At 37.3% G+C, this 17,258-nt stretch carries 12 protein-coding genes; 4 read left to right on the forward strand and 8 right to left on the reverse strand.

Annotated elements, in window-relative coordinates:
* Positions 1-166: 166 nt before the first annotated feature.
* Both EZ456_RS14845 and EZ456_RS14850 read right to left on the reverse strand, forming a co-directional pair.
* On the reverse strand, positions 167-865 hold the full coding sequence (locus EZ456_RS14845) for an ABC transporter ATP-binding protein (protein ID WP_131531379.1): 699 nt from the start codon (positions 863-865) through the stop codon (positions 167-169).
* A gap of 102 nt (positions 866-967) precedes the next feature.
* Entirely contained in the window at positions 968-2,212 is a 1,245-nt protein-coding gene (locus EZ456_RS14850; protein ID WP_131531381.1) for an efflux RND transporter periplasmic adaptor subunit, read from the reverse strand.
* 301 nt (positions 2,213-2,513) lie between these two features.
* Here EZ456_RS14850 and EZ456_RS14855 point away from each other — a divergent pair, with 301 nt between their 5' ends.
* From EZ456_RS14855 to EZ456_RS14870, 4 genes are all read left to right on the forward strand, one after another.
* Positions 2,514-2,891, forward strand: coding sequence for an endonuclease domain-containing protein (locus EZ456_RS14855; RefSeq protein WP_131531383.1), 378 nt, complete (start codon positions 2,514-2,516; stop codon positions 2,889-2,891).
* Positions 2,892-3,026: 135 nt separating this feature from the next.
* Positions 3,027-4,397 carry a sigma-54-dependent transcriptional regulator gene (locus EZ456_RS14860; RefSeq protein ID WP_131531385.1) on the forward strand — a complete coding sequence of 457 codons (1,371 nt, stop codon included), beginning with the start codon at positions 3,027-3,029 and terminating at the stop codon, positions 4,395-4,397.
* 67 nt (positions 4,398-4,464) lie between these two features.
* Positions 4,465-5,817, forward strand: a complete 1,353-nt coding sequence (locus EZ456_RS14865; RefSeq protein ID WP_131531387.1) for a sensor histidine kinase — start codon at positions 4,465-4,467, stop codon at positions 5,815-5,817.
* Positions 5,818-5,902: 85 nt separating this feature from the next.
* Positions 5,903-8,074: a bifunctional alpha,alpha-trehalose-phosphate synthase (UDP-forming)/trehalose-phosphatase gene (locus tag EZ456_RS14870; RefSeq protein ID WP_165501330.1), complete on the forward strand. Its 2,172-nt coding sequence runs from the start codon at positions 5,903-5,905 to the stop codon at positions 8,072-8,074.
* 344 nt (positions 8,075-8,418) lie between these two features.
* On the opposite strand, the gene EZ456_RS14875 is transcribed toward EZ456_RS14870, so the two are convergent.
* From EZ456_RS14875 to EZ456_RS14900, 6 genes are all read right to left on the reverse strand, one after another.
* Positions 8,419-10,203: a glycoside hydrolase family 15 protein gene (locus EZ456_RS14875; protein WP_131531391.1), complete on the reverse strand. Its 1,785-nt coding sequence runs from the start codon at positions 10,201-10,203 to the stop codon at positions 8,419-8,421.
* Between the two features lie 647 nt (positions 10,204-10,850).
* On the reverse strand, positions 10,851-12,119 hold the full coding sequence (locus EZ456_RS14880; protein WP_131531393.1) for a glucose-1-phosphate adenylyltransferase: 1,269 nt from the start codon (positions 12,117-12,119) through the stop codon (positions 10,851-10,853).
* A gap of 8 nt (positions 12,120-12,127) precedes the next feature.
* On the reverse strand, positions 12,128-13,540 hold the full coding sequence (locus tag EZ456_RS14885; RefSeq protein WP_131531395.1) for a glycogen synthase: 1,413 nt from the start codon (positions 13,538-13,540) through the stop codon (positions 12,128-12,130).
* A gap of 464 nt (positions 13,541-14,004) precedes the next feature.
* Complete coding sequence (cobA, locus tag EZ456_RS14890; RefSeq protein WP_131531397.1) at positions 14,005-14,799, reverse strand: uroporphyrinogen-III C-methyltransferase; 795 nt, start codon at positions 14,797-14,799, stop codon at positions 14,005-14,007.
* A 604-nt stretch (positions 14,800-15,403) separates the two neighbouring features.
* On the reverse strand, positions 15,404-15,874 hold the full coding sequence (locus EZ456_RS14895) for a hypothetical protein (RefSeq protein ID WP_131531399.1): 471 nt from the start codon (positions 15,872-15,874) through the stop codon (positions 15,404-15,406).
* 74 nt (positions 15,875-15,948) lie between these two features.
* Positions 15,949-16,959: a bestrophin family protein gene (locus EZ456_RS14900; RefSeq protein WP_131531401.1), complete on the reverse strand. Its 1,011-nt coding sequence runs from the start codon at positions 16,957-16,959 to the stop codon at positions 15,949-15,951.
* Between the last annotated feature and the right edge of the window lie 299 nt (positions 16,960-17,258).

The following is a 17,258-nucleotide window of genomic DNA, read 5'->3' on the forward strand; positions in this document are numbered from 1 at the left end:
TACCTGGTGGTCTTTACCATTTTGCCTTCCCAAATCTCCCCATCCGGGGAAGATTATTGGGCGGCTATTATTAACTAAACTAAAATCTTTTTTGAGGTTGAAGGTTTAGAGCTAAAGGTTTAAGATGTGATTTAACCATATGCCTTAAACCTTTTACCTTAGGCCTCTATATCAGCTCTTCGTTCCTGCTTTTGTTTATCTTCTCCGATATCACATGACCATCTTTCAGATTGATAATCCTGTTTGAAAAACTTGCATCATGACTGGAGTGCGTAACCATCACGATGGTCGTTCCGGTTTCATTCAGTTCGCAAAGTAGCTCCATTACTTCGTTACCATGTGCGCTATCCAGATTTCCGGTAGGCTCATCAGCCAGAACTAATTTTGGTTTGGTAACCAAAGCCCTTGCTACGGCTACACGCTGCTGCTGTCCACCTGATAATTGTTGAGGAAAATGACCGCTACGGTTTACAATATTCATTCTTTCGATAATTTCATTTACCAGCCTCTTGCGTTCTCCAGCAGGAATCTTGTTATAAATTAATGGCAGTTCGATATTTTCGAAAACGGTTAATTCATCAATCAGATTGAAATTCTGGAAAACGAAGCCCATATTTCTTTTTCTGAAATTAGAACGTTCCCTATCGTTAAGTGTTAAAAGTTCAGTGTCGATAAACTTATAACTTCCACTTTCGGGCTTATCTAATAAACCCATTACATTTAATAAGGTAGATTTCCCGCAGCCCGATGGGCCCATGATAGAAACAAATTCTCCAGCTGCAACATGGAGGTTAATGCCGTTAAGTGCCGTAGTTTCTACTTCTTCGGTTTTGTAAACTTTTTCCAGATTTTCTATTTTAATCATAGCTTTTTAGTATCAAGTATAAGGTATCAAGACCTGATTATATTGTTAATTTTATTGTCTATTTGGTTAATTGACGCTAAACCCCTAACGCTAATCGCTAACCTATTTATTAATCTCCACCTGATCATACTGGTTAAACTGATCGTAAGACGAAGTAATTACTTCATCACCTTTTTGCAAACCATCCAATATTTCGTAGTACAGATAGTTTTTACGCCCGATTTTTACATTTTTCTTGGTTGCTTTACCATTAGTTACCACAAATACCCAAGAACCGCCTGTACTCTGGAAAAACTGTCCCTGAGCCAGAAGCAGCGATTTGCTATTATCAGACAGCGTTAATTTTGTTTGTAACGATAATCCGCGACGTAAACCTTCAGGTGCTGCTCCTTTAAAAACCATTTCTACCTGAAACTGACCTGCTGTAACCTCGGGTATTACTTTACTCACGGTTAAGTTATAAGTTTTACCATTAAACTCACAGTTAGCCGTTTGTCCTTCTTTTACCCGATTGATATAATATTCATCAACACCTGCCTGAAGTTTATAACCTTGCAATACGTCAATCTTTCCAATCATTTCGTTAGAATTATATGATTTACCAATTACAGGATCGTAAGAGGATAATTTACCTGATACCGGAGCTTTAATCGTCATATTTTCGATGTTATTGCGGATCATCTCTAAACTTTCATTCATTTGTCCCATCGATTGATCGATTTGAGCCAGTTGCATTTTACGGCTTTGATTTTCTTGCTTAATGGCCTGACGTACAATTTTCAATTTGCCCTGATAATATTCATAATCCTGGCTTGATTTATTAAATTCTTGTTGTGTAATTACTTTTTTAGTGAAAAGAGAACTATCTAAACGATATTGGCGGGTTGCCGTTCTTAAGCTATTTTCTACATCCAAAACATCTTGATTTAAAACCCTCTGGTTTTGCTCTAAATCCAATCTCGATTTACGCAACTGATTAATCTGCTCTGTAGCTGCTGTTTGGCTTGAAGTATAACTCAACATGGCATTTGAATTGGAAATTCTTAGTAATGGGGTTCCTTTTACAACAGAAGCACCATTTTCAGTAAAAATTTCGGCAACCGTGCCACCCTCTGATGAACTTACAATTACCGAAGTTAACGGAACTACACTGGCATTTAATAACACTACATCTTCAAAATCGCCATATTCTACTTTACTGATGGTTAATTTATCGGCATCTGCACTGTAAACTTTTTTGAGGGATAAAGTATAGCCATAAATTACAACTGCCACGAAAGCAATTGCTCCACCCATAATTAACAGGGTTTTAGTGCTAAATCTTTTCTTCTCTATTTTCTTATCCATGTGTTCGGTTGTACTGTTTGGTTTCACTAATAACCAAGCTTGTGCCAAAAGCACAAAATATAATTAAAGCGCTAACAATCAATAAATTAAAAGTTATCTTATTTTTTATCTGTTCATTATCGGACAGTTGATGTGCGGGAGCGGACAGTTTTGGTATTTTTGCCTCACCCCTTTATCCCCTCTCCATGTGGAGAGGGGCAGGGAGGAGAAAAAAGCAAGGTACAGAGAATAGGTTTGATACTTCTGATGTAAAATAAAAAGCATAAACATTATCTTTAATAGGTTAAGTAATCAATAAGATATGGATGATTATAAGGATAAGTTATTTCATAGTGCCAATTCGAAGCTGTTTGAATTTTCGAAAGCATTGCGAAAAAATCAAACAGAGGCTGAAGAAATCATGTGGCAATGTTTGAGAAATAGAAAAATCCTGAATTTTAAATTTAGAAGACAACATCCATTACACAAATATATAGCGGATTTTTATTGCCCGGAAGCGAAATTGGTAATTGAAGTTGATGGAGGAATACATGAAAAAGCCGAAAATCAAGAATATGATCAAAACCGAACTGATGAACTTAAGCAGATTGGAATAACGGTAATCCGATTTACGAATGAGGATGTAAATAATAACCTGGATAAGGTTATAAATGTTATTAAAAGATACCTTTCTCCTTGAGGATAGGGAGGCAGGCACCAAAAATTACACCCAACAAGAACATTAGGTTCAAACCACTTTACTGCAAATCCCTCTCTTCAAGGAGAGGGACAGCAAAAAAGAATAAATATATACTAACTTTAATAGGGAGAGGTTATGCTTGATGCCACAGTTTTAATTATCGATGACGACGACGATATCCTGCTTAGTGCCCGTTTGTTTTTAAAGCAGCAGGTAAAACAGGTGATTACCTGTAAATCGCCAAAAGAGATCAACGTTTTGTTAAGTAAAAATGAAATAGACATCATTTTGCTCGACATGAATTACCAAAAAGGTGCTAGTGATGGCCGCGAAGGATTATATTGGCTAGAACATATTTTATCGATTGATAAAGATTATGTAGTCATATTAATGACTGCTTTTGGCAATGTTGAACTGGCAGTAAAGGCGATTAAAAAAGGAGCTACCGATTTTATTCTTAAACCCTGGGAAAACGAAAAGCTGTTTGCCACCATTTCTTCGGCATCTAAACTCCGCGAATCGACCAAAAAGGTAAAGAAACTAGAAAAAATACATTCCTCGTTACAAAAAGATCTAACAAGAGGTTTCGAGAATATTGTTGGACAGGCAGATGAAATAAAACAATTGCAAAATACGCTCTTAAAAGTAGCCCCTACCGATGCCAATGTGCTTATTCTGGGCGAAAACGGAACGGGAAAACAAGTTTTCGCCTATGAGATTCATGGAAACTCGCAGCGGAAAAACCAGGTTTTTATGCATGTGGATTTAGGTTCATTAAACGAAAATTTATTTGAAAGTGAATTATTCGGTTATGCCAAAGGTGCTTTTACCGATGCCAAGGAAGATAAACCTGGCCGCTTTGAACTTGCCGATGGTGGAACGATCTTTTTAGATGAGATTGGAAATTTAACCTTACCGCTTCAGGCTAAACTTTTAAGTGTTTTGCAAAACCGTACAGTTACCCGCTTAGGTGAAAGTAAAGAACGCAAGGTAAATGTTCGCCTAATAACGGCTACAAATATGCCCTTGAACGAAATGGTATCTAAAAACACCTTCAGACAGGATTTACTTTTCCGAATTAATACGGTTGAGCTTTTATTACCGGCATTGCGTAAACGTGGAACAGATATTTTACTTTTGGCCAATCATTTTATGCAGGTTTTTAGCTCAAAATACCATAAAGATATAAGAAAACTAAGTATTAAAGCTCAAGAAGCACTTTTACAATATAAATGGCCAGGCAATGTGCGCGAGTTACAGCACGTTTTAGAAAGAGCCGTTATTATGAGCGATGGTGCTGATATTGCAGAAGAAGATCTGCAGTTAAGTCCGCAGCGCTACGCACAGAATAACGCAATGCCTGATGAAATGGCACTTGAGGATATGGAAAAAATGATGGTGCAGAAAGCAATTGATAAACACAAAGGAAATATATCAAAAGCCGCAGCAGAATTAGGCTTAACGCGAGCTGCATTGTACAGAAGAATTGAGAAATTTGGAATCTAAGCTGAAAGCTGAAAGACCAGAGCTTAAAGCTTTAGTCTTTCGCCTTTAAGCTTTCAGCTTTAAAAACATGTTTTATCAACGTTTTACTTTTCGTTTAATATTTCGCCTGCTGATTATCAATCTGTTAGGCTACCTCTTATTTTACCTAATTAAAAACACTCAGCTCTGGTTTACCATAATCGGGGTTGCACTGATTTTATTGGGAGCAATTATTTCACTTTACTATTACATCAATCAAATCCGATCAGATATTAACCGTTTTATTCTTGCCGTTAAAACAAGAGATCATACCTTAAACTTTAAAAACAAGGCAACTAAAGGAAGTTTTCCTGAGTTATACGAATCCTTTAGCGATATTTTACAGGTACATAAACAGATCCGATTGGAACAGGAAGCCATGTTTCAACTGATAAAAACCATCCTGGAACAGGTTCCTGTAGGTGTAATTGTGGTGAACAATACTGAGCAGGAGAAAGAAGAGATTGCATTTTTTAACCAGGCAGCATCCAATCTTTTAGGCGTTCCTGCTTATAAATATTGGCATCGGTTAAAGGAGCATCTACCCAATTTTTCTAACGAGATAGAACAGATTTCTACAGGAGGGAAAAGATTTTTGGAGCTAAAAATCCAGGACAAACTGATTCAATTGTCAACCGAGGTGATCCCTTTAAACCTTTATGGGAATAATTATACCATTATTAGTTTTCAAAACATTAAAGATGAAATTGAGCAAAAAGAAACAGAAGCATGGAATAGATTAATTGGCGTAATTTCTCATGAGATCTTAAATTCGATCACACCAATCAGCTCATTATCAGATACCATAAACAAAATGGTAACAGACAAGAAAATGCTCACTGAGGATGAAATGGACGATTTAAAAACGGCTTTGCAAACCATACAACGAAGATCATCGGGTTTATTGGATTTTGTAAAAGACTATCGATTAATTGCAGAGCTGCCTACACCAAATCTTGAACCGCATACCATTGGCGAAATACTGAAACATATTAAAGTATTAATGCAGCCATTTGCCAAAGTTAAAAACGTGGTATTGGATGTGGAGCAAACTTCTTCAAAAATCACCATCCAGCTTGATTTAAAATTAGTTGAACAAGTGCTGATTAACCTGATTACCAACAGTATTTATGCTGTAGAAAACAGAGAACACCCACACATTAGCGTAAATTACCGCTTAGAAAACACCAAACTTTATATAGATGTTACCGATAATGGAAAAGGTATCGATGCTGGTGACCTGGAGAAGATTTTTGTTCCATTTTATACCACCAGAAAAAATGGATCAGGAATAGGCTTAACCATTAGCCGCAATATTATGAAAATGCACAGGGGCAGTATAGAAGTTATTTCTATCCCCGATAATAGCACTACTTTTTCGTTGGTATTTAATTATGTTTAATCATTTGAATGTTTTTTTGAACTAAAATATCAAACAAAAACCAGTTTAATACGCTTTTAATGATGTGGATACATCAAATACAAGCATGAAGACAGTTATAATATCGAACAGACTACCCGTTAAAATCATCGAAGAAAACGACGAATACACATTTATTCCAAGTGAAGGAGGACTTGCCACTGGACTGGGAGACGTTTACAAATCGGGTAATTCCATCTGGATCGGCTGGCCAGGAATCGAAGTGCCAGAAGAACGCCAGGAAGAAGTTACACAAAAACTGGCAGCATTAAACCTTTACCCGGTTTACCTTACTCAAACCGAAATCAATTTATATTACGAAGGCTTTTCAAACGAAGTATTATGGCCAGTATTTCATTATCTCGTTACATATGCACATTACGAGCAAAACTACTGGGACTGCTACCAATCTGTTAATGAGAAATTTGCAAAAAGTGCCATGCAGGTACTCAACAGAAGAGATAAAATCTGGATACAAGACTACCAATTACTCCTTCTACCGGGCATTTTAAGAGAAAAACTACCCAATGCTACCATCGGTTTTTTCCAACATATCCCCTTTCCTTCTTACGAAATATTCAGATTGATTCCCTGGCGTGAAGAGCTATTAAATGGACTTATAGGTGCAGATTTAATCGGTTTCCATACTTTTGATGATGTTCGCCACTTTATCAGTACCGCAACACGTTTGCTTCCAGTAAATTCATCATCAAACGTACTCAGTAGCAATGAAAGGCAAATTGTTGTCGAAGCCTTTCCAATGGGAATAGATCATCATAAATTTTCAGGTTTAACCGCAACTAAGGAGGTGCAAAAAGAGATTGAATATTTCAGGACAGGTAAAGAAGATATGAAAGTAATCCTGTCTATAGATCGGCTTGATTACAGCAAAGGCATACTAGAAAGATTAAAAGCTTTAGAATTACTACTCCAGCACTATCCCGAATATATCGGCAAAATTGAGCTTTTTATGATTGTTGTTCCTTCCAGGGATACCGTACCAAAATATAGCGAGTTAAGACATCAGATTGATCAGTTTGTTGGAAATTTAAATGCGAGGTACCGTTCAATGAACTGGATTCCGGTAAATTATTTTTACCGCTCCTTCCCTATTGAAGTGTTATCAGCCCTTTACTCCACAGCAGATATCTGTTTGGTAACGCCCATGCGGGATGGAATGAATCTCGTGAGTAAAGAATATGTGGCCAGTAGGAACAATAATGATGGAGTGCTTATTTTAAGTGAAATGGCCGGTGCCTCTAAGGAACTAACAGATGCTGTGATTGTTAACCCAAATAACCTGGGCGATATTATGGAAGCCATTGTTACTGCCCTTAAAATGCCTTTAGCAGAACAACAACTGCGCATGAAAGCCATGCGTGCAATTGTAGAAAAATTCAATGTTAAACATTGGGTTAACAATTTTATTTTAAGATTAAACGAAGTGAAAGATTCTCAAAAATCATTATTAACAAAACATGCAGTAAATGCCATTAATGAAGTGATTGCAACCAAATATGTACAAACACAAGATCGTGTGCTATTTTTAGATTATGATGGTACACTTGTAGATTTTACGGGAAATATTGATGACGCTTCGCCAGATGCAGAATTGTACGATTTAATTGAGAACCTCACACTTGATAAGGCAAATAAAGTTGTAATTATTAGCGGTAGAAGGAATGAAACCCTGGAAAAATGGTTTGGACACCTGAAGGTAGATTTGATTGCGGAACATGGTGCCTGGCAAAAATCGTTCGGAGATAAATGGAATAGCCTGCCACTTTTAACCGATCAGTGGAAACAAGAAATAAAGACTTTATTAGAAACCTATACAGATCGCACGCCAGGATCGTTTATTGAAGAAAAAAGTTACTCATTGGTTTGGCATTACCGAAAAGCAGAAGAAGGACTTGGCGATTTAAGGGCCAATGAAATTATCAGCCACATGAAAATTTTAGCTGCAGATAAAGGTCTTCAACTCATGCCGGGCAATAAAGTAATTGAGTTTAAAAATATGGAAGTTAACAAAGGCAAAGCTGCTTTAAACTGGTTGTACAATAAAAAGCCAGATTTTATTTTAGCGCTTGGCGATGACCATACCGATGAAGATATTTTCAGGGCATTGCCAGATGATGCTTTTACCATTAAAGTTGGCAATAACATTTCGGAAGCAAAATATTACCTAAATGATTTTAAAGAAGTGAGAAAACTGCTTTGGAGTTTAGTTAAAGAATAGTTTGTGGGAAGGAGTTAAAATTTAGCGTAACGTCATCCCCAACTCGATTGGGGATCATAATGCTTATTGCTTTAGGATTCCCGCATGCGCGAGAATGACGTAGCGCTAAATAAAAATTCAAATGCCATGGTCTGTGTCTCCCACAAACCTTTTTTAATTAAGTTAGAGGCTGTACCATAAATATAGTTGCATCCTGTCCAAAGGGCTCCTGAGGAGAGCCTGTCGAAGGACCTGCTTAAGTGCCTTTCAAAGCGTTTCGACAAGCTCAACGTGACAAATTCGAATAAAATCACAATTTATGATACAGCCTCCTTGGAATGTCGATTTGCAATCCACTTACTACTTTACAAAAATATCGGCCTATCCAGTTTAATTGCAATGCGATAAGCTGCATTCATTAAACCTACGTGGCTATACGCTTGGGGGAAATTACCCCACTGGCTACCTGTTTTTGCATCAACATCCTCACTAAATAAAAGAAGGTGGTTACAATATTTAATAATGTTTTCGAATTCTTTAATCGCTTCATCCGTTCGGCCAACACAAGCCAAAGCTTCTACATACCAAAAGGCACAGATTAAAAATGTTGTTTTTGGTTTACCGAAATCATCAGCATGTAAGTAACGGTAAAATAGTCCGTCTTCCGTTTTCAGCTCCTTTTCTAAAGCGATTAAATGGTCTTTCGCCCGATCTGAAGCCGGATCCAAATAATTCATCATAATCAACTGTAAAGTACTGGCATCTAAATGTGGGCTTCCTACAGCATTGGTATAAACTTTTCGTTCCGGATCGTAGCAGGCTTCTATATGTGCAGCAGCCTTATCAATTAAAATCTGCGCCCGTTTTTCGAAATCCTCATTACCAATAGTTTTAGCCATTTTTAAAGCAGCCTGTGCTCCTGCCCATTGAAATAAATTACTGTAACAATGTACATTGGCAATGTTCCTGAATTCCCAGATTCCGGCATCCTTTTCATCAATTGTACGCTCCATTTTAGAAAGCACACTTTCAATCCATCTTACCGAATCGCTACGTTCTGAAAAAACAAAACGGTGGTCGGTATAAAGCGGTAACATCGAAATTAAAACCTGACCATAAATATCATTTTGAATGTGTTCGTATGCTTGGTTTCCTACCCTAATGGGTTGTTCGCCTTTATAACCTTCTAAATGATTTAGCGTATGCTCGGTAATTTCCCTTTCGCCCGCAATGCCATACAAAGGTTGGTAACGGGTATCTTCGGCATGCGAAATATCAGATAAGTAATTAAAATACTTCTCCATTTCTTCAAAATGCCCGATATGATTTAACGAAGTTAGTACATAATGCGAATCGCGCAGCCAGCAGTATCGATAATCCCAGTTTCGGGTACTGCCAGGCGATTCTGGTAAACTCGTGGTACTGGCCGCTATAATCGCGCCTGTATCTTCATATTGATGGATTTTCAGCACCAGGGCCGAACGGATTACAAAAGGCTGGTAAAAACCTGCTATTGATGAATGTTTAATCCATAACCGCCAATAGGCAATGGTTTCCCGTAAAAAATTTTCAGCTGTACTTACTACAGCGGCCTCTAAATTTTGACCATAAGTCATAATAAGATATTTAGCCTCATTTAATACAAATGCTTTTTCATCAAGAATATAGGTAAGCGACACATTAGTGCTTAGACGAATATTTTCGTCGCAGCCGAAATAATCAATGTGGTTACTGCCCCTACTCGATTTCATTTTGCCTTTCCCATAATCGCAAACTGGTTCACATTTTATGGTAATGCGCGGATTTCCTTCTAAAGGTTCGATCTTTCTGATAAACATTAATGGTTTAAAATAGCGATCGTATAGATGAAAACGTGGTGCAAAATCTGTAATCCGATATTTTCCATCTTCGGCGGTAATCTCTGTTCTTAAAACATTGGTGTTCTCGATGTAATATTGATTCGAAGTGAATTCGCCTTGTGGCAGGATTGAAAATTCGCCTCCTTTTTTCTCATCCAATAAACTGCCAAATACAAAAGGGCTATCGAAACGGGGCCAGCAAAGCCAAGATATATCAGTATTTTTATTTACGTGTGCAATGAAAGCGCAATTTCCTATAATTCCTGTTTGATAGAGGTGCTGTTCAGCCATAAACTATATTTTTTGTTTATTTATTAACAAGCCGAGCGGAAAAATGTTAGGGAGAAATGTCAAAAAAGACCTCATAGGTTTCAAAGAACCATAAGGTTTACAAATAAAAAAGGATTAATTAAGTGTTTTTTTTTGAAATGAATGGTTCTGTTTCAATGGCTGAGAGCAGTCCTGCTATCGCTTCAAGTCCTCCCTCATTCTTCAGTCCGGGCTTTACGCTTTATCAGGTTTAAGAATAAAGGGTCAGTTCTTATAATTATCTTGGAATGAAAGTTTCTTTTACTTGATGATTTGAACAGACCTCCAACAAATAAGCCTGATTGGAATGATTCCGATTTTTCATCGGAAGTAATGAAAAGCAGGGCTAACTTTAAAATAAACCACAACAATTGCCTTCCAAATAATATAGCATTAAATAAAGTATCTACCATTTCTTGGAAATGAAAGGTTCTGTTAACAGCAGCCTGCAGTCCTGCTACCGCTTCATTCCTCACTCGTACCTCGCTCCGGGCTTTTCGCTTTATCAGGTTTATAAGAAAGGGGTTGTCATCAAGACCTTATAGGTTTTTAAAACCTATAAGGTCTGTACATAAAAAAAAGCCAGTCACGAAAAATCGCGACTGGCTAAGTTAATGATAATGATTATCTTAAATAACGGTTCCACTAGGTACTACTGCTCCTTTTTTAATTACAACTATACCATCTTTAACAGCATAAAGTTCAAAGTCGCCATCTTCTAAATGGTTGCCACCATTAATTTTCACATCGTTTCCAATGCGACAGTTTTTATCGATAATAGCGTTGTTGATGAAACAGCGGTCGCCGATACCAATTAATGAATTCCCTTTACTGGTTTCTTCCTGAATTTCTTCAAGCGTTTGGTACCTATCGCTACCCATAATATAGGCATTGGTAATTACGGTATCCTTGCCAATTCTTGATCTGATCCCTAAAACAGCATGTTCTACTTTACTGGCCTGAATAATACAGCCTTCAGCAATAATGGTTTTATCTAAAGTGGTACCCGAAATTTTTGATGGCGGTAACATCCTGGCTCTTGTAAAAATAGCATGGTTACTATCGAACATATTAAATTTAGGTATTTCATCCGTTAAGCCTAAATTGGCTTCAAAGAAAGATGAAATATTACCAATATCGGTCCAGTAACCTTCGTACTGATAGCTTAAAACCCTGCTCTGAGAAATCGCTCTAGGCAAAATCTCTTTACCAAAATCCTTTTCCTCTTCGTTCTCATTTAAGATATTGATCAGGTACTCGCGGTTGAAAACGTAAATACCCATCGAAGCTAAGAAGTTACGCCCTTCGCCCTGCATTTCTGCACCGGTATCCGAAATCCAATCTTCCAAACCTGTTTTAGGCTTTTCGATGAAAGAGGTGATCATGTTTTCATCATCGGCTTTTAAAATACCAAAATCAGTTGCGTCTTTAGCTGTTACCGGGATAGTGGCAATGGTAATTTCGGCATTGGCTTCGATATGTTTTTCAATCATATCTTTAAAATCCATCTGGTACAACTGATCGCCAGATAAGATTAAGATGTAGTCGAATTCATGCGAAACAATATGATGCATACACTGACGAACTGCATCTGCTGTACCTTGGAACCAACCTGAGTTTTGTACAGTTTGTTCAGCCGCCAAAATATCAACAAAAGCCGTACTAAAATGGCTAAAGTGATACGTGTTTTTAATGTGTTTGTTTAAGGATGCTGAATTAAACTGGGTTAACACAAACATTCGATGAATACCAGAATTTAGGCAGTTTGAAATCGGGATATCTACCAATCGGTATTTACCAGCAATCGGAACTGCTGGTTTAGAACGTGTTTGTGTTAATGGCGATAATCTAGAGCCCTGGCCACCGCCAAGGATAACGCCTAAAACTTTGTCGGTCATGTTTAAGCTTATTTTAATATTTGGTATAATTCTATATAATTTAATGCTGCGTTATCCCACGAATGGTCTATCTTCATCATTGTTTTTCTTACTGCTTTAAAAGCCTTCTTGTCGTTATATAACTCAACTGCACGGTTAATGGCATGGGTAACATCCCAAATACTTGTTTGATCGTGGCAAATCCCAAAACCGTTGTCTCCTATATCAATTACCGTATCTTTCAGTCCTCCAATCCGGCGCACAATGGGAACAGTTCCATACCTTAACGCATAAAGCTGATTTAAACCACAAGGCTCCACTCTCGATGGCATGATCAGAAAATCTGCACCAGCATACATCTCGTGCGAAACCTGCTCATTGTAGCCGATATAGGCATTGTATTTACCAGCAAAAATACCTTTCAATTGATTTAAACGGCCTTCCACCCAATTATCACCTGATCCTAAAACCAGGATATTAATATTATCCCCATGCTGTTGTAAAGCCGTATAAAAAATATCAGGCAATAAATCAGCACCTTTTTCATCAACCAATCTACCGATGAAAGTAAATAGGGGTTTAGACGGATCTAATTGGAAAACATCACAGAGTGCTGTTTTGTTTGCCAGTTTCCCTGCTTCTACTGTTTTTAAATTGTAACCTTTACTCAACATCGGGTCGGTTTCAGGATCCCAAACCTCGCTATCGATTCCATTTAATATCCCTACCGATTTCCATCGTTCCTGCCTCAACAAACTTTCCAATCCACGGGCATTGTTCATCATCTCGTCCAGGTAACTTGGCGATACCGTGGTTACTTTCCAGGCACATTTAATGGCCGATGCTAAAGGATTAATGGCATCTTCCCAGCCCAGTAAACCACCTTTCCACAAATCGAATGCAGGTAAATAATATAATTTATCCCATCCAAACTGACCTTGGTATTGTGCATTATGAATGGTTAAAACCGTCGGGACACTGCTAATTGGCTTATATTTTACGCAATTTGAAACCATAAAGGGGATTAAACCTGTATGGTGATCGTGGCAATGAAGTACATCCGGGCGATGCTCCCATTGTACAATCCAATCTAGTGTAGCAATCTGGAAAGCCACAAATCTTTCCGTATCATCTTTATAACCATACACGTTTGGACGGTCGGTTAAACCCTGGATATGAATAATGTATAAATCGAACCCTAATTTATTGGTTTTTTCTTTTAAAATGCGGTATCGAAAATGGTTATTGCCATAGTTTGCCCAGGCATCGTAAGTAACTTCAAATTCGCTTTCACGGATAAATTTTGTATCGTACGCAGGAACTACCACTTTGGCAATGTGGCCTAATTTATTTTGATACTTTGGTAAGGCCCCTACTACATCGGCTAAACCACCAACTTTTGCAACAGGGTAACACTCGGCGCTTATATGTATAATTTCCATCAAATATTTGGTGTAGATAACGTAAGTAAGTTACTAATTGTTTTGAGCTTTGCAAATAATGAAAATTATATTTTTAGTTGATTATTTTAAAGGAAAAATCGTCATCTCGACTGGAGCGCAGCGTAATGGAGAGATCTAATTCATATAAATTTACTTACGTTTTTTTTAATTAATAAGTGAATATTCAGTTCTTCGTGGTAGTCGGCAGACCTGCTTTCCGCTATAAGTCCTCACTGCGCTCCGGGCTTCCGCTTCAATCAGGCTTAAAAACAAAGTTGGTTCCAAACAAAGCTCAAACTCCATCAGCGGTAATCACTTAAATCTGCGGGAGAATTCTGCTAATGGTTTCCCGCTGATTCGCAGATATACACCGAGTTTTTTAAGATTTATAAAACAAAAAAACCGCCTAAATCCTTAAGCGGTTTTAACAACAAAACAAATATATTTTTGGTTTAAAAAATATCTTAGTACTCTTCAGCGATAATTTCGTAGAAATCGCGGATCGGCTGAAATTGTGGGTGTAATGATACTACGTCTCCAAAAACCAACAAAGCCGGTGCAGTTATTCTTTTATCTTCAACAATCTCAGCGATGGTGTCCACTATACCGATGGCAATTTTTTCTTCTGGCGTCGAACCATTTTGAATTACCGCTACTGGCAAAAGGTTTTTATTCTCTGCCTGGAATATGGCAGCAATTTCTTTTACCTTTTCAATTCCATTTAATACAACTATAGTTGCTTTGGTTTTTGCCGCAATATATAAATCTTCAGAAATTTCGCCCTTCGAGTTTGTTCCAGTTACTGCCCAAAAACTTTCGCTCAGGTCTTTATAAATCATCGGGATCTTTTGCAAGCTTGGCGCACCAGTAGCACTCGAAATACCTGGAATAATTTCTGTTGGAATGCTATACGATTCTGCTGCATCTATTTCTTCGTATCCTTTTGCAAAGAAAAATGGATCGCCGCTTTTTAAACGCACCACGTGACCGTAGTTTAAAGCATAGTCAACAATTAATTTATTAACTGCGTCCTGAGAAAATGATTCATCATCGCTACGCATACCCACGTAAACTTTCGGAATACCATCTGGCGCATGACACAATAAAGCCTCGTTCACATTTGCATCATACAAAACAACATCAGCTGTTTTTAATGCTTTAACACCTTTTAAACTAAATAAATCCGGATCGCCAGGACCTGCACCTATTAAAGTAATTCGTGGTTCAATGTTCGCTTTTTCTACTTTATTCAAAATCATAACAGATAATTTAAGCTCGTTATACGTTTGTTAACTATACAAATATACAAAGTCTATGGAAATAGTAGTAATTTATTTTAAAATAATTTTATTTAATTTTTAGTGGGTGTTGTTGAGTATTAATGAGCCGTTAATCTATAGTAGAATGTAAATGTTTGGTGTGCCACCAAACATGGAGTTGGTTGTCATTCTGAACGCAGTGAAGGATCTTTACTCTGAAATGTAGATCTACATCAAAAGATCTTTAGTTAGACTATCAATGACGATTCCTCTCAGCCTATCACTGCAAAAAAATCCCCTGTCATCTATATTGATTTTTATACAATAAATTAACCCTCAGGATGACAAACTGATTGAAGATTCCGTGTATTCTGTGCCTCCGTGGCCAAAAACTTAGCCAAGTATCTTACCGAGACGCTAAGACCAGTAGTTTTTTCCTTAGATTCGTCATTCCCAACTCGATTGGGAATCGTAATGCAATAAGCTTTAAGATTCCCGCCTACGCGGGAATGACGCTCCAATTATAATCGACGATTGGTAATGCGCTGAAAAATCATCATTTTAAAAAAATCCTTCACTGCGTTCAGTATGACCAATTAGGCGTTTACTTACAATCCACTTCTTGAAAAACAAACTTCCCAGCCTCGAAATTAATAGGCTTGCCTTTAACAAAATAAGACCTTCCTAGTGTGGTTTCAATTTGCCCTACCCCCATAACCAGTTTACCATCTTTCTTTAAAAAGGCCAATGGATTGGTGTAAACGCTTACGGTATCTTCGCCAGTTTTAAAGCGGTAATCTACTAATAAAGTATCACCATTAAATTTCCCATCAATGGTGCCATTGTTATGGGGCTTTTCTCCATAGTTGATCAATAATGAACCTGTAACTTTACCAGAGGCCAATATTTTCACATTCATGGCAGCACTATCTTTTTCAAAGGCCGCAGCATAACAATTCTCATTAACCAAAGAATCGGTTTTAGTTTTGGCGCCAGTAGCTGTTTTATTATTTTGAGTACAGGCGTAAGCAAAAGGGATTGCTGCCAATGCGAGGTAAAGGATATTTCTTTTCATGGTATTGTGATTTATTATTTTCTAATCAATATATAACTACGATGACTATTTTCCGCCATTTCCATAATGTAAATCTACATCAATATACTATTTTCGGGTGTTAGTACAGGAGGCAGATCAGACTCATCAAGCATATCCCTCATGTCGATTTCTATTGTCCGCGAGATATTGGTAATTGGCACATCATTGGCGCTTCCTTCAAAGGGATTTGTAGAGCTTTCGCCAACAATATCCAACGAGTTAAAAACCCAGGTGAGTAAAATAGCGAATGGAACGTTTAGCCAAATGGAATAACCTTCTATTAAAGTACCGTTCCCCAATTTATTAAATTCGTTTAATAAGCCATAGGGCACTAAAAACACAAACAAATTTAACATAATGGTAGCTATTGATGAAAAATGGCGTGGGTAAGGGAAATTTTTAATTCTTTCGGCTTTACCCTGGTTATCGTAAAAACTGGTAATTGAGCTTTGCAAAGATTGTAATTGTAAATCGGATAAATTAGCCGCAGTGGCCAATTTATTGATATGGCTCGATTGTAATGCCATTATTTGAGTAGCCTTATTTTTCTTGGTTAGAATGTATTTCAACTCATCGGCTGGAAGATATTTCGATAAGCTATCTTCTAACTTATCTGTTTTCTCGGAAACATGATACAGTCTGGCATATTCAATATTGCGGGGATCGTTCGAGTTTTCCCAGGCCCTAGGCTCCCTTAACTGAAACCTAAGCGCAGTTAACCAGGCAAAATGGCGGTAAAAAATGAGCTGAACATCTGCCTTTTTATCCTGAGCTGCCAGATAATCGCGTATCATTACACCAAAAGCACGGCTCGCATTTATAATTCCGCCATAAATCTGCCTGGCTTCCCAAAGACGTGAATAACTGGCATTATTTTTAAAACTAATGATAAAAGAAACGGCTGTACCTAAAAGTGCTACCGGAACCCATGAAATGGAGAGAAACGTGAACTTACAGAAATGATAAAGTACAGTTGGAATAATGGCGAGAATGGTTAAGCGATAAATATCTCGTCGGGTCCATACAATAAATTCGAAAAAGGTGTATTTCTTTCCAGCGTGCATAGTTTTTGATTTATTCGGAATAATTATCTAAGGGATTTAAACTAAGATATAACCTGTTGGCGGAATTAATTTTTTAAAAAAAAATAGATGCCTTTATTATTTATCAACATTTTTAAATATTGCTTTTATTTTAAATAAATATTTACAACATTTGTATAAACATTGTAAATATGAATGATATTGAAGATGCTATTTCTCATGTTAACAGCAAATTAAGCAGAGAAGAATTGATTGAGCATTTTAACTATAAGTTAAGGTTTGCTGAAATAGAGGTTGAATCTTTCAGGAAAATATTGGCT

Origin of the sequence: Pedobacter psychrodurus, assembly GCF_004331735.1 — a bacterium.
Classification (GTDB): domain Bacteria; phylum Bacteroidota; class Bacteroidia; order Sphingobacteriales; family Sphingobacteriaceae; genus Pedobacter; species Pedobacter psychrodurus.